The organism is Micromonospora purpureochromogenes, assembly GCF_900091515.1.
GTDB lineage: Bacteria > Actinomycetota > Actinomycetes > Mycobacteriales > Micromonosporaceae > Micromonospora > Micromonospora purpureochromogenes.
In genome coordinates this window covers 4000435-4021831 of record NZ_LT607410.1, presented here as the reverse complement: position 1 = coordinate 4021831, position 21397 = coordinate 4000435, and the positions used below count along the sequence as shown (strand labels likewise).

The following is a 21397-nucleotide window of genomic DNA, read 5'->3' as shown; positions in this document are numbered from 1 at the left end:
CGTCATCGAAAGGAGAAGCAGGAATGAGCTATCGCAGGTATCTCCGCAGGCCGGCCGTGTCGAGCATCCTCGGGCTCGTCCTGCTGATCACCGCGAGCATGCTCACCTACCTGGTGGCCCGGCCGTCGGCTGGGGACGAACCCGAGCTGACCCTGGGCCTGGCGAAGGCGACCGAGGGCCAGGCGGCCGGCGCGTCGGGTTACCACTACCAGCGGTCGTCCGAACCGGATCGTACGGAGATCATCGACTCGTCGGGGGAGCCGGTCGCGATCATGACCGACGGCGCGCGGACCGCACACATCTACGGTCCGTCCCGGACGTTCGAGGAGCCGCGCTTCACGGACGCGAAGATCGAGACCGACATGTGGGTCCGGCTCGCGCCGCAGCCGTGGCGGGCCGGCGCCGAACAGGAGCAGTGGTTCGTCGACTGGTTCGCCGCCGCCCGCCGGGACCGCTCGCCGGACGTGCTGTCGATCGCCTTCGAGTACGTCGACGGGGCACCGGTGAAGCGGGACAACCAGGGGCAGCAGTATTCCGGCGACGCCTCGTTCGGACCGCCGGACCCGGCGGATCCCGACGGCCGTCAGGAGCGCTCCGACTTCTACGACTACCTGGGTCTGCCCTGGTCGTTCCTGGACGGCAAGGCGGCAATCCCCGAGCCGCAGCGCAAGCTGGCCCTGGACTGCTCCGGCTACCTGCGAATGGTCTACGGTCACCGGCTCGGCTATCCGCTGCGCGGTACCAACACCCCGGGCGAGGGCCTGCCGCGCCGGGCGTACGCCATGGCGGAGGTGGGCCCGGGTGTCCAGCTGATGCCCAATTCGGGCCAGCGGGCCCGCGGGATCGACAAGTTGCTCCCCGGTGACCTGGTCTTCTTCAACGCCCAGCCGGTGCCAAGCCGGCAGATCGACCACTCCGGCATCTACCTCGGCATCGACGACGGCGGGCACCACCGGTTCATCTCCAGCCGGTCCCAGACCGACGGTCCCACCATGGGTGACCTCTCCGGCGCGCCCCTGCTGGACGGGGTCGGCTACTGGCCGGACCGGTGGCTGACCGCCCGCCGGCTCTGATCGACCCCGCCGGGAGCCGCCGCCGGCCAGGGGCTCAGAGCACCTGGGACAGGAAGCGGCGCAGCCGGGGGTGCTCCGGCGCCTCGAAGATCGCGGCCGGCTCGCCGGCCTCCAGCACCACCCCGTGGTCCATGAAGGCGACGGTGTCGGCGACCTCGCGGGCGAAGCCCATCTCGTGGGTGACCACCACCATGGTCATGCCGTCGGCGGAAAGATCGGCCATCACGGCGAGGACGCCCTTGACCAGCTCCGGGTCGAGCGCCGAGGTGGCCTCGTCGAAGAGCATCACCTGCGGTTGCAGCGCCAGCGCCCGGGCGATGGCCACCCGCTGCTGCTGCCCGCCGGACAGGTGCGCCGGGCGGGAGTCCGCCTTGCCGCCCAGCCCGACCAGCTCCAGCTGGGCGCGGGCGACCGCGGTGGCCTCGTCCTCGGAGAGCTTCCTGATCCGGCGCAGCGCCAGGGTGATGTTGCGCAGCACGCTCATGTGCGGGAAGAGGTTGAACTGCTGGAAGACCATGCCGACCCGCTGGCGCAGCGCGTCCGGGTCGTCGCGCAGCACGCTGCGCCCGTCGAGCAGCACGTCGCCCCGGTCCGGTTCGATCAGCCGGTTGATGGTGCGCAGCAGGGTGGACTTGCCCGAGCCGGAGGGGCCGATCACGCAGGCGGTGCCGCCGCGCCCGACGTGCAGGCCGGCGCCGCGCAGCACCCGGTTGGCGCCGAAGGCGAGGTGGACGTCCCGGACGGCGAGGCTGACCGAGGTGGTGGTGGTGGCGGTCATCGGTGGTCCTTCCCGGTCGGGGTCTGCGGGGGCAGGGCGGTCTCGCCGGCCAGGGCCAGCCCGCCGTCGTCGTCGGGGTCGACGGTCACCGACCGTCCCTGGCGCAGCCGCCGGTCGATCCAGTTGACCGCGTGGGTCAGCGGCACGGTCAACGCCAGGTAGAACAGGCCGGCCAGCAGTAGCGCCGACTCGTTGCCGGTGGTGGCGGCGTAGTCCTGGCCGATCCGGAACAGTTCCCGCTGGCTGGCCACCAGCCCGAGGAAGTAGACCAGGCTGGAGTCCTTGATCAGCGCGATCAGCTGGTTGACCCAGGCCGGCAGGACCCGGCGTACCCCCTGCGGGATGATCACCAGCCGCATCGCCTCGCCCCAGGAGAAGCCGAGCGCCCGCGCCCCCTCCAGCTGGGCGGCCTCGACGCTCTGGATGCCGGAGCGAAAGATCTCGCCGATGTACGCGCCGGCGATCAGCGACAGCGCCAGGATGCCCAACGGGTACGGGTTGGGCCCCCAGACCTCCATGCCGAGCGGCGCCAGGCCGACACCGATGAGCAGGATGGTCGCCGCGGCCGGCAGGCCGCGGAAGACGTCCGTGTAGACCCGCGCCGGCCACCGCAACCATCGGGTACGCGAGATGCCCGCGATCGCCAGCAGCATGCCGAGGATCGAGCCGAGCAGGGCGGCGGAGATCGCCAGGATCAGCGTGTTGGGCAGCCCGACCGTGAGCATCTCGGGCAGCGCCTCGCGCATCGAGTCCCGGTCGAAGAAGGTCTCCCAGAGGGTGCTCAAGGTGTCCATCGGTCTCGTCCCCGTCCGCCCCGCTCGCTCGTCATCCGTACCGTCAGGAGGTGGTCGACGCCGACGCCGCCGGCACCGCGACGGCCCCGCTGCCGGGCTTGAAGTCGGCCGGGATCGGCCGGCCCGGGTAGTACTGCGCCTGGAGCCGGGTCCAGGTGCCGTCGGCGATGACCTCGTCGAGTCCCTTGTTCAGCGCCTCGCGCAGCTTGTCGTTGCCCTTGGCGAACGCGTACGCGGTGGGGGCGGGGCTGAGCTGCTTGGCCGCCACGGTGATCTTGCCGCTGCTGTCCGCCGCCGACTTCTCGCCGATCTCGGCGGGGGCGATCCAGGCGTCGGCGGTGCCGGCCTTGAGCTGGTTGATCGCGCCGTTGTAGTCGGGCACCCGGACCGGGTCGAGGTTCCGGCCGGTGGCGTAGTCGTCCTGCACCGTGCCCTGCACGACGACGACCCGCTTGCCGGCGAGCTGGTCGAAGCTGGTGATCGGGGAACCGGCGGGCACGTCGAGGCCGAAGTAGCCGAAGTCGTAGCCGTTGCCGAAGTCGACGGTCTTCTTGCGCGCCTCGGTGATGGTGATCGAGGAGCTGCCGATGTCGAACTTGCGGTTGTTGACCTGGGACAGCAGCGCGGAGAAGTCGGTCCCGACGAACTCCACCTTCAGGCCGACCTTCGCCGCGGCCGCGGTGAGCAGGTCGTTGTCGAAGCCGGTGAACGTGCCGTCCTTCAGGTACACGTTCGGCGGCGCGTCGGTCAGCGTGCCGGCGCGCAGCACGCCCGGCTGGAGCAGGCCGTACGGGTTGTCGGCGGCCTCGGACGAGTCGTCGCCGCAGGCGGTCAGCGCGGTGGCGGCGAGGACGGCGGCGGCGCCGAGCGCGGCCACCTTGGACAGAGCGGGAAGAAATCGCACAGGTGTCTCCGGGTTGATCGGTCGGCGGGCACACGGGCGCGCCGGGAGACGGCGTGCCGGACGGGCAAACCGCTGGAGGTGGTACGAGGAAAGGGGGTCGTCGACTACGCGGTCGGGCGGCGACAGCCGTCGCTGCAGACCCGCATCAGGTCGACGTGTCGCCGCTTGACCAGCAGCAGGCGGGCAGCCGGCGCGTCGGACGGGGCCGCGGGCACGGCACCGCCGACGGGCGGGGCGAAAAGTTGAGCAGACATGGTTCTCCTGGTCGGTGCTGACCTGGCAACCAGGCCACGCTTGCACCGGTGCCACACCGGTGCCTGGTCTTCACCCGGAGCACCCCACCGTGGAGGAGGGTTGCCGGCCAGCGAGCCGGGGCTTGACGCTGGCGCTCATGACCTGCGAGAAGGCTAGCAGCAGGGCCCGGCCGACCGTCCAGCCGTTATGACGGCCCTCACGTCCGCCCCTTACCGCCGGCCGCCTCACCAGGCACCGGGTCGTCGGCAGGGCGGTGCGCCATTGTCGACGACGCCGCGGGCCACCGCGGCGGAATTGGCCGGCGCGGACCCCGCCGACCGGTGCCAGGGTGGGGGAGCCCGACCGCCACCGGCCCCCGAGGAGGCGCTGCGATGACCGATCCGCTGCGGGACGCCGACGGGAACGAGGCGCTGCGCCGGGTGTACGAGGCGGCCGGGCCGTACCTGTCGTCGTTGGCGGACCGGCCGGTGCACGACCCGGACAGCCAGGCGCTGCTCGGCCAGCTCTGGCACCCGGCCGACGGCGGCGCGTTGCCCGAGCGGGGCGAGGGCGCGGCCGCCGCGCTGGACCGGTTGCTGCGGGTCGGGACGGCCGCGGCCACCCACTCGGCGGGCCCCCGCTTCTTCCACTTCATCATCGGCGGGACGACCCCGGCCGCCCTCGCCGCCGACTGGACCGCGGCCCTGCTCGACCAGAACGCCGCCTTCCGCGCCTCCTCGCGGCTCGCCAGCGAGGTCGAGACGATCGCGCTGACCTGGCTGCGGGAGCTGTTCGGGCTGCCCGCCACGCACGGCGGTGCGCTGGTCACCAGCGCCACCTTCGCCAACGTCACCGGGCTCGCCGCCGCCACCCACTGGTGGGGCGAGCGGCACGGCGTCGACGTCGCCGCGGACGGGCTGGCCGGGCTGCCCCGGATGCCGGTGCTCTCCGGCGGCTACCTGCACCCCAGCGACCGCAAGGCGCTGCAACTGCTCGGGCACGGCCGCAACACCGTCGAGATCCACGCCCGTGACGGCGCCGGCCGGGTCGACCTCGTCGCGCTCGACCGGCGGCTCGCCGAGCTGGCCGCCCCGGCGGTGGTGATCGCCAGCGCCGGGGAGGTGGACACGGGTGACTTCGACCCGCTGGCCGACCTCGCTGACCTCGCCGAACGGCACGGCGCCTGGCTGCACGTCGACGGCGCGTTCGGGATCTTCGCCGCGCTCTCCCCGCGCACCGCCGGGCTGGTCGCCGGCATGGAACGGGCCGACTCGATCGCCGGCGACGGGCACAAGTGGCTCAACGTGCCGTACGAGAGGCTTCGCCTTCCTCAAGGACCCGTCCCGGCTGCCGGTCGCGTTCGGCATGCCCGGCGCGGCGTACCTGCCGGGGGAGGGCAGCGCCCTGCCGACACCGGGCGAGGGCGCGGACTACGCCCTGCTCGGCCCGGACTCCTCCCGCCGGGCCCGGTCCCTGCCGATCTGGGCGACCCTCGCCGCGTACGGGCGGGAGGGCCACCGGTCCATGGTGGAACGGCACCTCGACCTGGCCCAGCGCCTGGCGCGCCGGGTCGACGAGACACCCGAGCTGGAACGCCTCGCCGAGGTGCCGCTCTGCATCGTCTGCTTCCGGGCCCGCCCGGCGGGCGTAGGTGAAACGGCGCTCGACGAGGTGAACCGGCGGCTCGGCGCGGCCCTGCTCGCCGACGGCCGGGTGTACGCCGGCACCACCGTCCACGACGGACGGGTGGCGCTGCGCCCGGCGATCGTCAACTGGCGGACCACCGAGGCCGACATCGACCTGCTGGTCGACGTGGTCCGCGAACTCACCGCGAAGGTGGTCGCCGAACTCGGTTGAGGCGGGGTGCATCCACCGGCCGGAATCGGGGCGAAGCAATGGTCGTGACGACAGTCACGGATCTGGTCGCACCGACGAAGGGTTCGCCGATGAAGATCGCACGACTCGCCGCCCGCGTGGCCGTGGGCACCATGGCCACCGTGCTGGCCACCGCCGCCGTGGCGGTACCCGCCCAGGCCTCCGGCAAGCAGCCCGGCACCCGCAGCCTGGCCGAGGTGTTCACCCGGGACACCGGCGGCTTCGACCGCGACCCCCGGGACTTCGACGTGCTCACCGCGGCGGTGCTGGCCGTCCTCGAGGCCAAGCCGAACTCCCCGGTGAAGGTGCTCGCCGACGGCACCGTCGCGCTGACCGCGTTCGTCCCCACCGACGCCGCGTTCCGGGAGCTCGTCCGGGACCTCACCCACGCCCACCGGCTCCCCAGCGAGCAGGCCGCCTTCACCGCCGTCGCCGGGCTCGGCATCGACACCGTCGAGAACGTGCTGCTCTACCACGTGGTGCCGGGCGCGACCATCGACCGGCGTGCGGCCCTCAAGGCCGACGGCGCGGAGCTGACCACCGCGCTGGGCACCACCGTCGAGGTGGACGTGCTGCGCTGGCGGCACTTCCGCCAGGTGCGCCTGGTCGACGCCGACCCCAGCGACCGCGACGCGCAGGTGGTCGCGTACGACATCAACAGGGGCAACCGGCAGATCGCGCACGCCGTCGACCGGGTGCTGCGCCCGATCGACCTGCACTGACCCGGCAGATCGCGCACGCCGTCGACCGGGTGCTGCGCCCGCTCGACCTGCCCTGACCCCGGCACTGACGCCACGGCGCCCGGCTCCTGCCGGGCGCCGTGGGCGTGCAGGCGCGCCATGCCCGGCCCGCCGGCAGGCCGACACCCACCGCCGCCGGCGGCGACGTGCTCCGGCTCAACCCGGTGCTGCCCGACGGGGACCGACCAGCTCGACTCCGCCCCACTGGGTCGTCCCGATCTTCCAGATGTCAGCGTTTGCCGGCCTGGCGGACCACTCGCTGCGCCAGGTGATCCAGGGCGGCGAACTGCACCTCGGTCAGCGGGTCGGTGTTGTTGCCGCCCGTGCCGTGGGAGACCCCGTAGGGGTTTCCGTCGGCGAACTTCAACGGGTCGGTGTACCCGGGCGGCACGATGATGCCGCCGAAGTGATAAATGCTGTTGTAGAGAGCCAGCAACGTCGCCTCCTGGCCGCCGTGGGGCGTCTGCGCGGCTGTGAAGCCCGCGTACACCTTGTCGGCCAGCAGGCCCTGCACCCACTGTGGACCAAGGGTGTCCAGGAACTGTTTGAGTTGGCTGGAGACGTTGCCGTAGCGGACCGGGGTGCCCAACAGAACGGCATCAGCCCAGACGACGTCATCCGCGGTGGCCTTCGGCTCGTCCTTGGTCCGGTCGAAGTGTTGGCTCCATGCCGCGTTGGAGGCGATGGCCTCGGCGGGGGCGAGCTCGGGACACTGCCGAAGGCGGACTTCAGCCCCGGCCTTCTGCCCGGCCTCGGCCAGGCGCTCGGCCATCGCATGGACGGTACCGGTAGCCGAGTAGTAGATGACGGACAGCTTGACGCTGGTCATGGCAGCTTCTCCTGGCTGGTGTGGCTGCCCCGGGGGCAACTGGTTCGATCCGCAGCGAGCCCCAGCTTATGCGTATTTCACGGCATTTAGCGCCTGTTTTCACCGCATCGGCCGTGAGTGGGCCGATGGTGGTGAACCGGATCTGCTGGTCCACGAGGCGAGGCGTGATGGTGACCGGATGCTTCCCGCCAGCGGCCAGCGGGTGGGGCAAAACCCGCCGGGTGATGTGGAAGAAACCGGCGAGGTTGATCCCGGTGACCCGTACCCCGGCCTGCGGTACCCGATTACGAGGTTGGCCCCGATGCCTCGGGACGCACCGGTGATCACAGGACCCGATTCACGAACGACGAAGCGGCCACATCCCCCGCGATGTCCGACATGGTCAAAGCACTCAGTAGCGGCGAGCCGAACGGGCACGATTGACGGATGAAGGCCCGGACCACCCTCGGCCGAGGTCATGCCAGAACGAGGAGCCCCATGACCAGCAATCCGATGGACGAGGTGCTCGGCCGGTGGAAGGCAGCATTTGACGACCATGATGTCGAGGCCATGGCCGACCTGTTCCACCCGGATGCCCTCTTCCTCGGCTTCGGCCCCGAGGTGCTCGTCGGCCGGCAGATGGTACGTGCCTACTACGGCGCCGTACCCGACGATCGCAGCGCGGACGTGACCGTGTTGCACACCTACTCGATCGGCCAGGGGGCGGCTGGTGGTTTCGCCCACGTCGTTTTCCGCGATCCCACAGGCTGGGAAGCCCCGGTGTACCTGTCCCTGGCCCTCGAGCTCAGCGCGGGTTCCTGGCGGATCCGTCAATACCACGTGTGCAGGATCGGCCCACCACGCTGAAAACCGGAGGCGGGGCTGTCTCGCCAACGGTGTTTCCGGCGATCTTGGTTAGTAGGTTCAAGCGGCCGGGAAGCGGTCGCTGACGGTGGTGGCGAAGGCAGCGTAGGACCGGGTCATCGCCAGGAACGAGCCCGGTCACAACGACCCCGAGGAGCGCGCGACAACCGGCGTCACCGCTTAGCGCAGGCCGGGCCGAGGTGGTGCCTCCTCCGGCGAGGTGGGAGGGGGGACCATCGGCACCGGGTCGGTGTCGACCAGAGCCGGGTTGCCAGCGAAGGCGTTCGTGCCCGAGGGAGCGTGCCGCGCCATGCCGAGGCCGCACGATTGTGTCGACACGGCGGGCACGGCGACTTCAATTGCCGGCGGCGTGCGTTCAGGAAACCGCCTCGATGATGCGCAGGTCGCGTTCGGCTCCGTCGTCGAGCACCCGGAGCGCCTGCTGGTAGGCGGGGCTGTTGTAGGCCGCGACCGCGGCGTCGACACTGTCGAACTCGATCAGCGTGGTGCGCTCCATGATTCCGGACTCGAACGCTCGAGCCGGAAGTCCGCGCGCCAGGAACCTGCCACCCGCGGCGCGCATGGCCGGCCCGGCCAGCTCAACGTAGGCGACTAGCTTCTTCTCGTCTTTGATCGACCGAAAGGTGTTGATCCAGTATGCCTTCGCCATCTTCTCTGTCTCCTGCTCGAGTACGGGGCAAGTAGAATCTCGGCCTTACCTGGCATGTAACACCGGGTGGGATCTGCTGCCTTCCCGGTTGCAGGTGACCGAACCGTAGGTTCGGTTGTGGGACGGAGGCGGTGGTGGTGATACAGGATTTCGTCGAGCAGCTACCGCCCGGGTTCACCGACACCTTTCAAAGCCGCTTCGTCGAGGTCAACGACATCGCCCTGCATGCCGTCATCGGCGGGAGCGGTCCGGTCCTGCTGCTTCTGCCCGGCACCGTTCGTCCTACAGTCCCCATAACCGCCGTCGGGTACCGGTGGTCGTCGTCCTTCTCTTCTTCGTCCTTCTTGTCACCCCGGTTGGGTAGCACCAGGGTGGCCGGGTGGAGGCCGGCGAGAGTGGCCAGCGCCGGCACAGCTGGGTTACCTCGGGCAATCAATCCACGCGGGTTGAGTGGCACCTGGGCCGATCGGGCGGGCCGGAGACGATCCTGCCCCGCCCTGCCGACAGCCTGCGCGAGGTCTTGCGGCAACGCGGCCAGGTCGCCACAGAGGTCGAGAGGATGCTTGATGCGCACCCTCTGCCCCGGTCCTGACCTCGATGCCCGGCATCGGCGTCAGGACCGCCGCCAGGATCCTGCTCGAAGTCGGCGACGGCACCGCCTTCCCGACGCCGGGCCACCTGGCCGCCTACGCCGGACTCGCCCCGTCGCCCGACGATCCGGCAGCAGCATCCGCGGTGAACACCCACCTCGAGGCGGCAACAAGAACCTCAAACGGGCGCTCCTCCTCGCCGCGTTCGCCGTCCTCGCCGATCCCACCGGCAGGGCCTACTACGACCGAAAAAGAGCCGAAGGCAACCGCCACAACGCCGCCCTCATCTGCCTCGCCCGCCGCCGCTGCGACGTCCTCTACGCCATGCTCCGCGACAAGATCCCCTACCAGCCTCCCCCAGCGGCGCCGATTGCCGCTTGACGAACCCCATAGGGACCCCCCCCGCGCTACGAACCCGCCCGTGAGTCGGGCGGCTGCGCGGCATCCCGGCATCGAGGCGAGGCCATGGGCAGTACCGACGCCGAGCACCGAGATGCCCGTCCGGTGCAGGAGGACAAGCCGTAGCACGCCACGGTGGCCGCGGATGAGGCCTCAGTGCGCCGGCGCCGGATCGGTCGAGCGGGCCGGCGGGCCGAACAGCGGCAGCAGCCGGTCCGCGTCGAGGTAGGTGGTGATGCCCCGCACCCGGTCCCCGGCCAGATCCAGGATGACCAGCCCGAAGGGCCGGTGGACGCCGTCGGGCGCCGGCCGGGTCTGCCAGTACGCCGGCGCGCCGTTCGCCGCGGTGGGCACCAGCCGCGCGCCCGCGCACGAGGCCGCCGGATCGGACAGCGCCTGCGCAATGCTGTCCCGGCCGTGCAGCCACCAGCGAAACGGCGGCATCGACATGGTGGCGTCGGCGTGCAGCAGCGCCACCAGGGCCGGTACGTCGTGGCGTTCGAACGCGGTGCAGTACCGGGTCAGCAGCTCGCGTTGCGCCGCGTCGACGGGCCGGACCGGCTCCCCGGGGCCGGGGGCGACGGTGCGCAGGGTGGACCGGGCCCGCTGGAGGGCGCTGTTCACCGACGCGACGCTGGCCTCCAGCAGGTGCGCCACCTCGTCGGCCCGCCAGCAGAGCACGTCGCGCAGAATCAGCACGGCCCGCTGTCGGGGCGGCAGGTGTTGCAGGGCGGCCACGAACGCCAGCCGGATGCTCTCCCGCCGCAGCGCCTGCTCCGCCGGGTCGCCGTATCCGGGTAGCACCCGGTCGTCCGGGACCGGCTGGACCCACACGTGCTCCGGCGCGGGTGCCCCGAGGGCCGCACCGGCCTCGGCGGCCGGGCCGAGGTCCATCGCCCGGGCCCGCCGTTGCGCGCCGCGCAGCATGTCCAGGCAGACGTTCGTCGCGATCCGGTAGGCCCAGGTCCGCAGCGACCCGCGGGCCGGGTCGTAGCGGTCGGCGGCCCGCCAGACCCGGGTCAACGTCTCCTGCACCGCGTCCTCGGCCTCGAAACCGGAGCCGAGCATCCGGTAGCAGAAGCCGGTCAGCTCGGTGCGCAGCAGCTCGACCGGGACGTCCTCGGCGACCGCTTCCTCCCGCACCCGGCGACCATACGCCCACCGACCGATGAGTTTCGCGGGTCCGGCCCGTATCAGGTGCGAGGGCCCCGGCGAAGGGGTCCCGCACTGGACGGGAGGAATCCGGATGACCGACGACGAACTCCGCGCCGCGGTGGTGGCGGAACGGGCGGAACTGGTCGACCTGCTGGCGGCGCTGCCCGCCGACCGGTGGGACGCGCCGACGCTGTGCGACGGGTGGCGGGTGCGGGAGGTCGTCGCGCACACCACGATGCCGTTCCGGACCTCGCTCGGGCGGACCCTGGTGGAGCTGGTCAGGGCGCGCGGGAACGTCAACCGGATGGCCGACCGCACCGCCCGCCGCGACGCCGCCGCGCTGTCGCCCGCGCAGTTGCTCGCGGCGCTTCGGGACAACATCGACCACCGGTGGACGCCACCGGGCGGGGGCGTGCGCGGGGCGCTCTCCCACGACGTCATCCACGGCCTGGACATCACCGTCGGCCTCGGGCTGGACCGCCACGTCCCACCGGACCGGGTCGCCTTGGTGCTGACCGGGATGTCCCCGCGCAACGTGGCGTTCTTCGGCACCGACCTGACCGGCGTCCAGCTCCGGGCGACCGACCTCGACTGGTGCCACGGCGAGGGCACACCCCTGCGCGGGCTCGCCCAGGATCTGCTGCTGGTGGTCTGCGGGCGCCGGCTCCCGTCCGGCCGGCTCGACGGCCCGGCGGCGGCCCGGTTCAGTCGGCGGGACCCGTAGCGGGCAGCGCTGCCGGGCCCCGGACGTCGGTGCGTCCGGGGCGGGGCGGTATCCCGTCGCCACCCCGTCCGGCCGTGGTCGACAATGGTGCAGTGGACGATCGGGCGCTGGTGCGGCTGAGCAAGCGGATGTCACTGGCACTGCGCCACCAGCCCGGGAAGTTCGGCCTAGCCCCGGACCGGGCCGGCTGGGTCACCGTGGCCGACCTGCTCGCCGCCCTGCGGATCGACCGCGCCGACCTCGATGCGGTCGTGGCCGGCAACGACAAGCAGCGCTTCGCCGTCGAGCGGGGCGCCGACGGGGTGGACCGGATCCGGGCCAGCCAGGGGCACTCCATCCCGGTCGACCTCCAGCTGGAGCCCACCGCGCCGCCGGAGCGCCTCTACCACGGCACCGGCGCGGCCGCGCTCGACTCGATCCGGGCCACCGGCCTGCACCGGGGCGGGCGGCACCACGTACACCTCTCGCCGGACGTGGCGACGGCCCGGCGGGTCGGCGCCCGCCGCAGCGGCGCGGTGGTGGTCCTCACCGTCGACGCGTCGGCGATGGCCCGCGACGGGCACGTCTTCTACCGCAGCGCGAACGGGGTGTGGCTGACCGACGCGGTGCCGCCGGCCTACCTGGTCGCGTGACGCGCGTTCCGGGCGCGATCGGCCGCGACGCCCGCCGCGCCGGACTACCCTCGGATGACGACCGGAGGGAGCGGCATGAGCGGTCAGACCAGCCCCGGCACGATGCCCGCCGCGTTCTTCGGCCACGGCAACCCGATGAACGCCCTGGCGGTCAACCGGTACACCTCGGCGTGGCGGGCGTTCGGGCGGGCGGTGCCGCGCCCGCGGGCGATCCTGGTGATCTCGGCGCACTGGTACATCGGCGCGACCGCCGTCACCGCGATGCCCCGGCCACGCACGATCCACGACTTCTACGGCTTCCCTCCGCAGCTGTTCGACGTCGAGTACCCGGCGCCGGGTCTGCCCGAGCTGGCCGAGGAGGTCAGCGACCTGGTGCATCCCACCTGGGTGGGCGCCGACGTGGACTCGTGGGGCATCGACCACGGCACCTGGTCGGTGCTGACCCACGCCTTCCCGGCGGCGGACATCCCGGTGGTGCAGCTGAGCATCAACGCCTTCAAGGGGCTGGACTACCACCTGGGGCTGGGCGCCCAGCTCGCGCCGCTGCGCGAGCGCGGGGTGCTCATCGTGGCCAGCGGCAACGTGGTGCACAACCTCGGCGGGGTGGATCCGCAGCTGGTCGACCAGGGCTTCGACTGGGCGCGGCGCTTCGACGACGCGGCCCGCGAGGTGATGCGGAACGAGCCCACCGAGGCGGCCCGGCTGGACGCCCACCGCGACTTCGGGTCGGCGGTGCCGACGCCGGACCACTTCATCCCGCTGCTCTACCTCGCCGGCATCGCCGGTGCGACCCGAACCCGGCCCGAGGTGCTGGTGGACGGGTACGCGTACGGGTCGCTGTCGATGACCGCGTACACCCTGGGGTTGGCCTGCCGGGGTGGCGACCAGCCGGCGGGCGCACCGTCGCTGCCGGCCGACGTCCCGGCCGACTCGGCGAACATCTGACCCCCGGCCGGCGTCAGCCCCGCGCCGGGTCCCCGGCGGGCGCGGACTGCGCCGGGGCGCGCACGCCGTCGACGAACAGCGCGACGAGCTGATGACCGACCTCGGTGAAGGTCAGCGGCCCGTCCGGGTGGAACCAGGTGTGGATGTTGCCCAGGGCGCTGAGGAACGTGTGGGTCACCACGGTGGCGGAGACGTCGGCGCGGACCACGCCGGCCAACTGGGCCTCGCGCACGAGGTCACGGAACAGGTCGTGGTAGCGCCGGCGCTCCCGGCGGGTGGCCTCGGCGTGCTCGTCGTCGAGCAGGTGCGCCGAGCGGGCCCAGACGGTCAGCTCGGCCAGGTGTTCGGCGGTGTGCTCGACCACGTCGAGGGCCGCGGCGCGCAGCCGTTCCCGGACCGGCCCGTCGCCGGCCGCGATCTCGGCCAGCCGCCGGGTCTGCTCCGCGAGCAGTTCCCGGTAGATGCTGGTCAGCAGCTCGGATTTCGACCCGAACCAGTGGTACAGCGCCCCCTTGGTCACCTCCGCCGCCGCCACGATCTCCTGGACGCTCGTCGCCTCGTAGCCGCGCCGGGCGAACAGCTCGGTGGCGGCCGCGACGATGCTCTGCCGGGCCGACCCGCGCGGCGCCCGCCGGCGCTCGGGGGTGACGGCGGGCTCGGTCGCCACGGTCACCGCGACTCCAGCTGGCGGCGGATCTCCCGGCGGGCCACGTCGCGCACGTGCACCTCGTCGGGGCCGTCGGCGATGCGCAGGGTACGGGCGCCCGCGTACATCGACGCGAGCGGGAAGTCGTCGGAGACGCCGGCCCCGCCGTGCACCTGGATGGCCCGGTCGAGCACCTCCAGCGCGACGCGGGGCGCGATCACCTTGATCGCGGCGATCTCGGTGCGGGCGGCCTTGGCGCCGTACCGGTCGATCATCCAGGCCGCCTTGAGGGTGAGCAGCCGCGCCTGCTCGATCGCCATCCGCGACTCGGCGATCTGCTGCTGCACCACACCCTGGCGGGCCAGCTCCTGACCGAAGGCGACCCGGGTGGTGGCGCGGCGCACCAGCAGGCTCAGCGCCCGCTCGGCCAGGCCGATGGCGCGCATGCAGTGGTGGATGCGGCCCGGGCCGAGCCGGGCCTGGGCGAGGGCGAAACCGCCGCCCTCCTCGCCGAGCAGGTGCGACGCCGGCACCCGGACGTCGGTGAAGACGACCTCGCCGTGGCCGTGCTGGTCGTGGTAGCCGAAGACGGGCAGCGAGCGCACCACCTCGACGCCGGGGGTGTCCACCGGGACCAGGATCATCGACTGCTGCCGGTGGGTGTCGGCCGACGGGTCGGTCTTGCCCATCACGATCATGACGGCGCAGCGCGGGTCGGCGATGCCGGTGGTCCACCACTTGCGGCCGTTGATGACGTACGAGTCGCCGTCGCGCTCGATGCGGGTGCGGACGTTGGTGGCGTCGCTCGAGGCCACGTCCGGTTCGGTCATCGCGAAGGCCGACCGGATCTCGCCGTCGAGCAGCGGGCGCAGCCAGCGCTCCTGCTGCTCCTCGGTGCCGAACATGTGCAGGATCTCCATGTTGCCGGTGTCCGGGGCGGCGCAGTTGACGGCCTCCGGGGCGAGCTCGATGGAGCGGCCGGTCAGCTCCGCGAGCGGGGCGTACTCGAGGTTGGTCAGCCCGGAGACGTCCGGCAGGAACAGGTTCCACAGCCCCCGGCGGCGCGCCTCGGCCTTGAGTTCCTCGACGACCGCGGGCAGGTGGTGGCGGCGGCCGGCCTCGGTGAGCTCGGCGCGCTGGGCCGCGTAGACCGGCTCGGCGGGGTAGACGTGGTCGTCCATGAACTCCTGGAGCCGCTTGAGGTACTCGGCGGACCGTGCACTCGGTTCGAATTCCATGGCTGTCTCCCCATTGACGGGTGTGTCGGCGGCTCGCTACCGTCGCCGGACGCCGAACATACCGGCTGGTCGGTATGGGCGTCCAGAGCACCGTGACCGTGAGGAGCCCCAGGGTGAGCGTGATGGACCGGTTCCGCCTCGACGGGAAGGTCGCCGTCGTCACCGGCGCCTCCTCCGGCCTGGGGGTGTCGTTCGCCCGGGCGCTCGCCGAGGCCGGCGCCGACGTCGTGCTCGGCGCCCGCCGCGTCGAGCGCCTGCCGGAGACGGGCGCGCTGGTCGAGGCGGCCGGCCGGCGGTACGCGGCCCGCGCCACCGACGTCAGCCGGCCCGAGGACTGCCAGGCGCTGGTCGACACCGCCATCGAGCACTTCGGTCGGGTGGACGTGCTGGTCAACAATGCCGGGGTCGGCACCGCGGTGCCCGCCACCCGGGAGACCCCGGAGCAGTTCCGCTCGGTGGTCGACGTCAACCTGATGGGCAGCTACTGGATGGCCCAGGCGTTCGCCCGGGCGGCGACCGGCGGCGGCGCCATCGTCAACATCTCCAGCGTCATCGGCCTCCGCCCGGGCGGCATCCCGCAGGCCGCGTACGCCGCCAGCAAGGCCGGCGTCATCGGCCTGACCCGCGACCTGGCGGCACAGTGGACCGGCCGCAAGGGCATCCGGGTCAACTGCATCGCCCCCGGCTTCTTCGCCTCGGAGATGAGCGACCAGCTGGAGCCGGGCACCTTCGAGATGGTCAAGGCGCTCGCCCCGGCCGGGCGGCTCGGCGAGCACGAGGAGCTCGCCGCCACGCTGATCTGGCTGGCCAGTGACGCCTCGTCGTACGTGACCGGAGTGACCGTGCCGGTCGACGGCGGCCTCGTCATGCCTTGACGCCCGAGGGCGGAGGGCGTAGACCGGCTGTCACGTTGCTCGATGTCCCAGCGACTCGCCGTACAGGAGGAGCACCGATGAGCTTCAACCTCGCGACCATCCTCCGGGAGCCCCGCCGGGCGCATCCCGACAAGCCGCTCTGCCACCTCGACCAGCTGAGCTTCAGCTACCGACAGGTGGACGAGATCTCCGGGCGGGTCGCCACCGCCCTGCTCGGGCTGGGCCTGCGCCGGGGCGACAAGGTGGCGGTGCAGCTGCCGAACGTGCCGCAGTTCCTCTTCGCCTACTTCGCCGTCCTCAAGGCGGGCCTGGTCATGGTGCCGCTGAATCCGCTGCTGCGCGCCGGTGAGGTCGCGTACCACCTGGCGGACTCCGACACCAAGGTCTTCATCACCTTCGAGTTGTTCGCGCAGGAGGCGGCCAAGGGGGCCGCCGAGGTCGAGGGCGTGACGACGTACGTGGTCAACCTGCCGGGCAGCGACCGGCGGCCCGACGGCACCCGGCACTTCGACGAGCTGTACGCGGCCGAGGACACCGGCGAGATCGCGCCGACGAACGCCGACGACACGGCCGTGCTGCTCTACACCAGCGGCACCACCGGCCGGCCCAAGGGCGCCGAGCTGACCCACTTCCAGCTCTACATGAACTGCACCGTCGGCGGCGACCTGTTCGGCTTCCGCGACGACGACATCGGCCTGGCCGTCCTGCCGCTGTTCCACGTCTTCGGCCTCTCCAGCGTGCTCAACGTGGCCGTTCGCTACGGCGGCACCATCGTGCTCGTGCCGCGCTTCGAGGTGGGGCCGGTGGTCGACGCCATCGAGCGGCACCGGTGCACCATCTTCTCCGGCGTACCCACCATGTATTTCGCCCTGTTGCAGGCCGACCTCACCGGTCGGGACCTCTCCTCGCTGCGGGTCGGCGTCTCCGGTGGGGCGGCGATCCCCGGCGAGGTGATCCGGTCCTTCGAGGAGCGGTTCCCGGGCGTGGTGATCCTGGAGGGGTACGGGCTGTCGGAGACGGCCAGCACGACGACGTTCAACATCAGCGCCGAGCAGCGCAAGGTGCTCTCCATCGGCAAGCCGATCTGGGGGGTGGAGACCCGCATCGTCGACGACGCCGACCGGCCGCTGCCGCCCGGGCCCGAGCACGTCGGCGAGATCGTGGTCCGCGGCCACAACGTGATGAAGGGCTACTACAAGAACCCCGAGGCGACCGCGGAGGCGTTCCGTGGCGGCTGGTTCCACACCGGAGACCTGGCGTACGCCGACGCCGACGGCTACCTGTTCATCGTCGACCGCAAGAAGGACATGATCATCCGGGGTGGGTACAACGTCTATCCCCGGGAGGTCGAGGAGGTCCTGTACGCCCACCCGGCGGTCGTCGAGGCCGCGGTGCTCGGCCGCCCCGACGCCAAGTTGGGGGAGGAGGTCGTGGCGGTGCTCAGCGTCACGCCGGACGCCGAGGTGACGCCCGACGACCTGGTGGCGTACTGCCGGGAGCGGCTCGCCGCGTACAAGTACCCGCGGCAGGTCCGCATCGTGGCCGAACTGCCCAAGGGCCCGACCGGCAAGCTGCTCAAGCGGGAACTGAAGAAAGAAATGCTGGAAACCCCTGCACAGCAAGTGCAATAGCCGCTGCGATCCGGGTCGGGAGCGACCCGGGCCGACCGCCATTGTCCTGGTGAGACGCGTCCACATCACAGCGTCGTAACAAGTCATTGACGGTCTCCGCTCGAAAAGTACACTCCCGGTGTAATAACTATCCCTTGATGCTTCGCCCGAGTCGCACCGCGCTTTCCCCCGTCGCCGCGTCCCGTAAGAGGTGAAGATGAGCCCACCACCCACCGACACCGCCGCCGCCGCCGGCACCGACCTGGTCCTGCGCGACGTCGGCGTCCGGTTCGGCGGCCTGGTCGCGCTGGACGGCGTCTCCCTGCGGGTGCCGCCCGGCCGGATCGTCGGCGTCATCGGGCCGAACGGCGCCGGGAAGACCACCCTGTTCAACGTGGTCTGCGGCTTCGTCCCGCCGACCAGCGGCTCGCTCACCCTCGACGGCCGGCCGTTCCGGCCGCGTCCGCACCGACTCACCCGCCTCGGCATCGCCCGCACGTTGCAGGGCGTCGGCCTCTTCCCCGGCCTCACCGTCGTCGAGAACGTCATGGCCGGCGCCAGCCACGCCGCCCGGGCCGGCTTCACCAGCGCCCTGTTCGGCCTGCCCCGCAGCGACCGCGACGAACGGCGGCTGCGCGAGGCGGCCCTCGACCTGCTCACCGAGCTGGGCGTCGCGCGGCACGCCGCCGCCGCGCCCGACACCCTGCCGTACGCGGTGCGCAAGCGGGTCGCCCTCGCCCGCGCCCTGATCGCCCGACCCCGCCTGCTGCTGCTCGACGAGCCGGCCGGCGGACTCGGCGCCGAGGACATCGGCGAGCTGGCCGAGCTGATCACCGCGCTGCCCGGCCGGGCCGACGCCGCCTGCTCCATCATGCTCGTCGAGCACCACATGGACCTGGTCATGTCGGTCTGCCACGAGATCGTGGTGCTGGACTTCGGCAAGGTCATCGCCGCCGGCACCCCGGAGCAGGTCCGCGACGACCCGCTGGTGACCGAGGCGTACCTCGGCGCCGACGTCCCGGCCGGCGCCACCGGCACCGCCGCCGGTCGGGTGGTCGCGCCGTGAGCGCCATCCTGACGGTCGACGGGCTCAGCTCCGGCTACGGCCCGGTGCCGGTGCTGCGCGAGGTCACCTTCGAGGTGCCGACCGGGACCATCGCCGCCGTCCTGGGCGCCAACGGCGCCGGCAAGACCACCCTGCTGCGTACCCTGTCCGGCCTGCTGCGTCCCACCGCCGGCCAGGTCCGGTTCGACGGCGCGGACCTGCGCGGCGTCCGCGTCGAGGCGCTGGTGCGCCGCGGCCTGGCGCATGTGCCGGAGGGCCGCGGCATCGTCGCCGAGCTGACCGTCGAGGAGAACCTGCGCCTCGGCGGGCTGTGGCGCCGCGACCGCGCCGACGCCCGGCGCGCCCAGGACGAGGTGTACGAGCTGTTCGAGCCGCTGGCCCGGCGGCGACGGCACGCCGGACACCAGCTCTCCGGCGGGGAGCGGCAGATGCTCGCCCTCGGCCGGGCGCTGATCGCCCGGCCCCGGCTGCTGCTGCTCGACGAGCCGTCGCTCGGCCTGGCGCCCCGGGTCACCGCGCAGATCATGGCGCTGCTGCGTCGGCTGTGCGACGACACCGGGCTGACCGTCCTGCTCGTTGAGCAGAACGTGCGCAGTGCCCTCTCCGTCGCCGACCAGGGCGTCGTCATGTCCCTGGGCCGCGTCGTCATGGCCACCCCGGCGGCCCAGCTGCGCGAGGACGAGACGCTACGTCACGCGTACCTCGGGTTCTGACCACCCACCAGTAGGAAGGATCCGCGCTTGGACCGGTTCTTGTTCCTCACCTTCGACGGACTGTCCACCGGCGCCGTCTACGCGGCGTTCGCCCTCGCCCTGGTCCTCATCTGGCGGGCCGCCCGGCTGGTCAACTTCGCGCAGGGCGCGATGGCGGTGGCCACGGCCTACGTCGGCTACGCGGTCGCCTCCGCCACCGGTTCGTACTGGCTGGGCCTCGGCGCGGCCGTCCTCGCCGGCCTGGCGTTGGGTGCGCTCGTCGAGCGGGTGCTGATGCGCTTCGTCGGCCACGCCAACCCGCTCAACGACGTCATCGTCGCCCTCGGCCTGGTGCTGCTGATCCAGGCGGTGCTCGGCATGGTCTTCGGCAACGAGTACCGGCCGGCGGCCGCGCCGTTCGACACCGACGCCCTGTCGATCGGCGGGATCGCCGCGCTCTCCCCGTACGACCTGTGGGTCCTCGGCGCCGTCCTGGTGGTCGTGGTGCTGCTCGCGCTGCTGTTCACCCGTACGCCGATCGGCCTGCGGATGCGGGCCTCCGCCTTCGCGCCCGAGGTGTCCCGGCTGCTCGGGGTGAACGTCAACCGGATGCTCACGATCGGCTGGGCGCTCGCCGCCGCGGTCGGCGCCCTCGCCGGCATGCTGGTCATCCCCACCGGGCTGGGGCTGCACCCGCACGCGATGGACCTGGTCTTCGTCGTCGCGTTCACCGCCGCCGTCGTCGGCGGCCTGGACAGCCCGGCCGGGGCGGTGGTCGGCGGCCTGCTGGTCGGCCTGATCCTGTCCTACGTCACCGGCTACCTCGGCCCGGACACCACGCCGCTGGCCGTCCTCGTCCTGCTGCTGGCGGTCCTGCTGGTCCGCCCCGGCGGGCTCTTCTCCAGCGCGAGAGCGAGGCACGTGTGACCACCACCCAGCCCGACGTGTCCACGGCCGAACCGCCACCCGGCCGGCCGTCACCGCTGCGCCGGCTGCTGCCCGGCCCGCCGGACGCCACGAAGGCGGGCGGCTCGACGCTGCTGCGCCACCTGGTCCCGGTCGTGCTCGCCGGCATCCTCGTCGTGCTGCTGACCAACCAGTTGCCGCCGTACCAGAACCTGCAGGTGGCCCGGGTCTGCGCGTTCCTCTGCGTCACCGCCGGCTACACCGTCCTGGTCGGGCTCAACGGCCAGCTCTCGCTCGGGCACGGCGCGCTGATGGCGACCGGCGCGTACACCGTCGCCCTGGTCCAGCGGGCCTTCGAGGCGCGCGCGGTGCAGGGCCGGTGGATCCTGCCGCTGTCCCTGCTGGCCGCGGTCGCGGTGACCGCGGCGGCCGGGCTGGTCATCGGGCTGGCCGCCGCCCGGCTGCGCGGGCCGTACCTGGCCGGCGTGACCCTCACCGTCGCCACCCTGGTCCCGGCGATCACCACGATCTTCACCGGCGTCTTCAACGGCGAGCAGGGGCTGCGCTTCCCGGCGGAGACGCCACCGGCGTTCCTCGGCGCGTACTTCCAGCCGGAGCGGTGGCTGGCCTGGATCGCGCTGCTCGCCGCGCTCACCACGATGCTGCTGATGGCGAACCTGGTGCGCAGCCGGTTCGGCCGGTCGCTGCGCGCCGTCCGCGACGACGAGGTGGCCGCCCGGCTCGCCGGCATCCACCTCGCCCGAAACCAGGTGCTGGCCTTCGTGGTGAGCGCCGCCTGCGCCGGCCTGGGCGGGGGCGTGTACGCGGTGCTGACCGCCACCGTGGCCCCCGGCAAGTTCGCCCTCGACCTGTCGCTGTTCCTGCTGATGGCCATCGTGATCGGTGGGCTGGGCAGCCTCGCCGGGGCGGTCTGGGGAGCCGTCCTGCTGGTGGCCCTGCAGGACCTGCCGAGCCTCGTCACCGACACCTTCACGCTGCCGGCGGGCCTCGCCCAGCGGCTGGAGGGCAACCTGGCCCTCGCCGTGTTCGGTCTGATCCTCATCGTCGTCATGCTCGCGGCCCCGGGCGGCCTCCAGGGCGCCGCCCGCACGCTCACCGCACGCCTCCGGCCGGGCCGCCGGACCCCGCACCCCTGACTCACCCGGTTCCACCCCACCC

Annotated in this window: 22 protein-coding genes, 3 pseudogenes and 1 riboswitch; of the genes and pseudogenes, 16 read left to right on the top strand and 9 right to left on the bottom strand. The window is 72.4% G+C overall.

All coding sequences use genetic code 11. From position 1 onward, the window contains the following. Positions 1-23 precede the first annotated feature (23 nt). On the top strand, positions 24-1073 hold the full coding sequence (locus tag GA0074696_RS18620; RefSeq protein ID WP_088962275.1) for an NlpC/P60 family protein: 1050 nt from the start codon (positions 24-26) through the stop codon (positions 1071-1073). A gap of 34 nt (positions 1074-1107) precedes the next feature. Here GA0074696_RS18620 and GA0074696_RS18615 read toward each other — a convergent pair whose 3' ends face one another. The 4 genes from GA0074696_RS18615 to GA0074696_RS30855 form a co-directional block, all read right to left on the bottom strand. Further along, positions 1108-1851, bottom strand: a complete 744-nt coding sequence (locus tag GA0074696_RS18615; RefSeq protein WP_088962274.1) for an amino acid ABC transporter ATP-binding protein — start codon at positions 1849-1851, stop codon at positions 1108-1110. Further along, on the bottom strand, positions 1848-2645 hold the full coding sequence (locus GA0074696_RS18610) for an amino acid ABC transporter permease (protein WP_088962273.1): 798 nt from the start codon (positions 2643-2645) through the stop codon (positions 1848-1850). The genes GA0074696_RS18615 and GA0074696_RS18610 overlap by 4 nt, the downstream gene beginning before the upstream one ends. Before the next feature lie 43 nt (positions 2646-2688). Next, the gene (locus tag GA0074696_RS18605; RefSeq protein ID WP_088962272.1) at positions 2689-3549 is read right to left on the bottom strand and encodes an ABC transporter substrate-binding protein; all 861 of its coding nucleotides are present in this window, start codon (positions 3547-3549) and stop codon (positions 2689-2691) included. 104 nt (positions 3550-3653) lie between these two features. After that, complete coding sequence (locus GA0074696_RS30855; protein ID WP_157746007.1) at positions 3654-3803, bottom strand: hypothetical protein; 150 nt, start codon at positions 3801-3803, stop codon at positions 3654-3656. Between the two features lie 31 nt (positions 3804-3834). Continuing rightward, positions 3835-3946, bottom strand: a riboswitch (SAM riboswitch). 229 nt (positions 3947-4175) lie between these two features. Here GA0074696_RS30855 and GA0074696_RS18600 point away from each other — a divergent pair. From GA0074696_RS18600 to GA0074696_RS18595, 4 genes and pseudogenes are all read left to right on the top strand, one after another. Then, positions 4176-5081, top strand: a pseudogene (locus GA0074696_RS18600) (pyridoxal phosphate-dependent decarboxylase family protein); the annotation flags it as partial. A gap of 67 nt (positions 5082-5148) precedes the next feature. Next, positions 5149-5358: pseudogene (locus tag GA0074696_RS32625) on the top strand (aspartate aminotransferase family protein); the annotation flags it as partial. Between the two features lie 96 nt (positions 5359-5454). Beyond that, complete coding sequence (locus GA0074696_RS31435) at positions 5455-5640, top strand: hypothetical protein (protein ID WP_197700915.1); 186 nt, start codon at positions 5455-5457, stop codon at positions 5638-5640. An 89-nt stretch (positions 5641-5729) separates the two neighbouring features. Then, positions 5730-6380, top strand: coding sequence for a fasciclin domain-containing protein (locus GA0074696_RS18595; RefSeq protein ID WP_231925070.1), 651 nt, complete (start codon positions 5730-5732; stop codon positions 6378-6380). A 247-nt stretch (positions 6381-6627) separates the two neighbouring features. Here the strand turns inward: GA0074696_RS18595 and wrbA are convergent, their stop codons facing one another. Beyond that, positions 6628-7227 (bottom strand): NAD(P)H:quinone oxidoreductase type IV, encoded by a 600-nt coding sequence (gene wrbA, locus GA0074696_RS18590; protein ID WP_088962270.1) that lies wholly within the window; start codon positions 7225-7227, stop codon positions 6628-6630. Between the two features lie 477 nt (positions 7228-7704). Between wrbA and GA0074696_RS18585 the strand changes: the two genes are divergently transcribed. Continuing rightward, a complete protein-coding gene (locus tag GA0074696_RS18585) occupies positions 7705-8073 on the top strand; it encodes an SgcJ/EcaC family oxidoreductase (protein WP_197700748.1) in 369 nt (122 codons plus the stop codon). A gap of 373 nt (positions 8074-8446) precedes the next feature. Here GA0074696_RS18585 and GA0074696_RS18580 read toward each other — a convergent pair whose 3' ends face one another. Further along, a complete protein-coding gene (locus GA0074696_RS18580; RefSeq protein ID WP_088962268.1) occupies positions 8447-8740 on the bottom strand; it encodes a DUF1330 domain-containing protein in 294 nt (97 codons plus the stop codon). A gap of 597 nt (positions 8741-9337) precedes the next feature. Here GA0074696_RS18580 and GA0074696_RS18575 point away from each other — a divergent pair. After that, a pseudogene (locus tag GA0074696_RS18575) lies at positions 9338-9711 on the top strand (transposase). A gap of 171 nt (positions 9712-9882) precedes the next feature. On the opposite strand, the gene GA0074696_RS18570 reads toward GA0074696_RS18575, so the two are convergent. After that, positions 9883-10872: a sigma-70 family RNA polymerase sigma factor gene (locus GA0074696_RS18570; RefSeq protein ID WP_088962267.1), complete on the bottom strand. Its 990-nt coding sequence runs from the start codon at positions 10870-10872 to the stop codon at positions 9883-9885. A 103-nt stretch (positions 10873-10975) separates the two neighbouring features. On the opposite strand from GA0074696_RS18570, the gene GA0074696_RS18565 reads away from it, so the two are divergent. The 3 genes from GA0074696_RS18565 (at position 10976) to ygiD (ending at position 13185) form a co-directional block, all read left to right on the top strand. Further along, positions 10976-11608, top strand: a complete 633-nt coding sequence (locus tag GA0074696_RS18565; protein WP_088962266.1) for a maleylpyruvate isomerase family mycothiol-dependent enzyme — start codon at positions 10976-10978, stop codon at positions 11606-11608. Between the two features lie 92 nt (positions 11609-11700). Continuing rightward, entirely contained in the window at positions 11701-12240 is a 540-nt protein-coding gene (locus GA0074696_RS18560) for an RNA 2'-phosphotransferase (RefSeq protein ID WP_088962265.1), read from the top strand. Positions 12241-12315: 75 nt separating this feature from the next. Then, positions 12316-13185, top strand: a complete 870-nt coding sequence (gene ygiD / locus GA0074696_RS18555) for a 4,5-DOPA-extradiol-dioxygenase (RefSeq protein WP_231925069.1) — start codon at positions 12316-12318, stop codon at positions 13183-13185. A 13-nt stretch (positions 13186-13198) separates the two neighbouring features. On the opposite strand, the gene GA0074696_RS18550 is transcribed toward ygiD, so the two are convergent. Both GA0074696_RS18550 and GA0074696_RS18545 read right to left on the bottom strand, forming a co-directional pair. Next, on the bottom strand, positions 13199-13858 hold the full coding sequence (locus tag GA0074696_RS18550) for a TetR/AcrR family transcriptional regulator (RefSeq protein ID WP_197700746.1): 660 nt from the start codon (positions 13856-13858) through the stop codon (positions 13199-13201). Beyond that, on the bottom strand, positions 13855-15069 hold the full coding sequence (locus GA0074696_RS18545) for an acyl-CoA dehydrogenase family protein (protein WP_088962264.1): 1215 nt from the start codon (positions 15067-15069) through the stop codon (positions 13855-13857). Before GA0074696_RS18545 ends, GA0074696_RS18550 begins: the two co-directional genes overlap by 4 nt. A 122-nt stretch (positions 15070-15191) precedes the next feature. On the opposite strand from GA0074696_RS18545, the gene GA0074696_RS18540 reads away from it, so the two are divergent. From GA0074696_RS18540 to GA0074696_RS18515, 6 genes are all read left to right on the top strand, one after another. Then, entirely contained in the window at positions 15192-15944 is a 753-nt protein-coding gene (locus tag GA0074696_RS18540) for an SDR family NAD(P)-dependent oxidoreductase (protein ID WP_231925457.1), read from the top strand. A gap of 77 nt (positions 15945-16021) precedes the next feature. Then, positions 16022-17575 (top strand): long-chain-fatty-acid--CoA ligase, encoded by a 1554-nt coding sequence (locus GA0074696_RS18535; RefSeq protein ID WP_088962262.1) that lies wholly within the window; start codon positions 16022-16024, stop codon positions 17573-17575. Positions 17576-17771: 196 nt separating this feature from the next. Then, positions 17772-18620, top strand: coding sequence for an ABC transporter ATP-binding protein (locus GA0074696_RS18530; protein WP_088962261.1), 849 nt, complete (start codon positions 17772-17774; stop codon positions 18618-18620). Further along, positions 18617-19333, top strand: coding sequence for an ABC transporter ATP-binding protein (locus GA0074696_RS18525; protein WP_088962260.1), 717 nt, complete (start codon positions 18617-18619; stop codon positions 19331-19333). Before GA0074696_RS18530 ends, GA0074696_RS18525 begins: the two co-directional genes overlap by 4 nt. A gap of 27 nt (positions 19334-19360) precedes the next feature. Then, positions 19361-20239, top strand: a complete 879-nt coding sequence (locus tag GA0074696_RS18520) for a branched-chain amino acid ABC transporter permease (RefSeq protein ID WP_088962259.1) — start codon at positions 19361-19363, stop codon at positions 20237-20239. Further along, positions 20236-21375 carry a branched-chain amino acid ABC transporter permease gene (locus tag GA0074696_RS18515; RefSeq protein ID WP_231925068.1) on the top strand — a complete coding sequence of 380 codons (1140 nt, stop codon included), beginning with the start codon at positions 20236-20238 and terminating at the stop codon, positions 21373-21375. The genes GA0074696_RS18520 and GA0074696_RS18515 overlap by 4 nt, the downstream gene beginning before the upstream one ends. Positions 21376-21397: the final 22 nt, after the last annotated feature.

What these genes read in the sequence shown, in the direction of transcription:
- GA0074696_RS18620 (WP_088962275.1), top strand. Translation starts at nt 24, where the DNA reads ATGAGCTATCGCAGGTATCTCCGCAGGCCGGCCGTGTCGAGCATCCTC.
- GA0074696_RS18615 (WP_088962274.1), bottom strand. Translation starts at nt 1,851, where the DNA reads ATGACCGCCACCACCACCACCTCGGTCAGCCTCGCCGTCCGGGACGTC.
- GA0074696_RS18610 (WP_088962273.1), bottom strand. Translation starts at nt 2,645, where the DNA reads ATGGACACCTTGAGCACCCTCTGGGAGACCTTCTTCGACCGGGACTCG.
- GA0074696_RS30855 (WP_157746007.1), bottom strand. Translation starts at nt 3,803, where the DNA reads ATGTCTGCTCAACTTTTCGCCCCGCCCGTCGGCGGTGCCGTGCCCGCG.
- GA0074696_RS18595 (WP_231925070.1), top strand. Translation starts at nt 5,730, where the DNA reads ATGAAGATCGCACGACTCGCCGCCCGCGTGGCCGTGGGCACCATGGCC.
- wrbA (WP_088962270.1), bottom strand. Translation starts at nt 7,227, where the DNA reads ATGACCAGCGTCAAGCTGTCCGTCATCTACTACTCGGCTACCGGTACC.
- GA0074696_RS18585 (WP_197700748.1), top strand. Translation starts at nt 7,705, where the DNA reads ATGACCAGCAATCCGATGGACGAGGTGCTCGGCCGGTGGAAGGCAGCA.
- GA0074696_RS18580 (WP_088962268.1), bottom strand. Translation starts at nt 8,740, where the DNA reads ATGGCGAAGGCATACTGGATCAACACCTTTCGGTCGATCAAAGACGAG.
- GA0074696_RS18565 (WP_088962266.1), top strand. Translation starts at nt 10,976, where the DNA reads ATGACCGACGACGAACTCCGCGCCGCGGTGGTGGCGGAACGGGCGGAA.
- ygiD (WP_231925069.1), top strand. Translation starts at nt 12,316, where the DNA reads ATGAGCGGTCAGACCAGCCCCGGCACGATGCCCGCCGCGTTCTTCGGC.
- GA0074696_RS18545 (WP_088962264.1), bottom strand. Translation starts at nt 15,069, where the DNA reads ATGGAATTCGAACCGAGTGCACGGTCCGCCGAGTACCTCAAGCGGCTC.
- GA0074696_RS18540 (WP_231925457.1), top strand. Translation starts at nt 15,192, where the DNA reads ATGGACCGGTTCCGCCTCGACGGGAAGGTCGCCGTCGTCACCGGCGCC.
- GA0074696_RS18535 (WP_088962262.1), top strand. Translation starts at nt 16,022, where the DNA reads ATGAGCTTCAACCTCGCGACCATCCTCCGGGAGCCCCGCCGGGCGCAT.
- GA0074696_RS18530 (WP_088962261.1), top strand. Translation starts at nt 17,772, where the DNA reads ATGAGCCCACCACCCACCGACACCGCCGCCGCCGCCGGCACCGACCTG.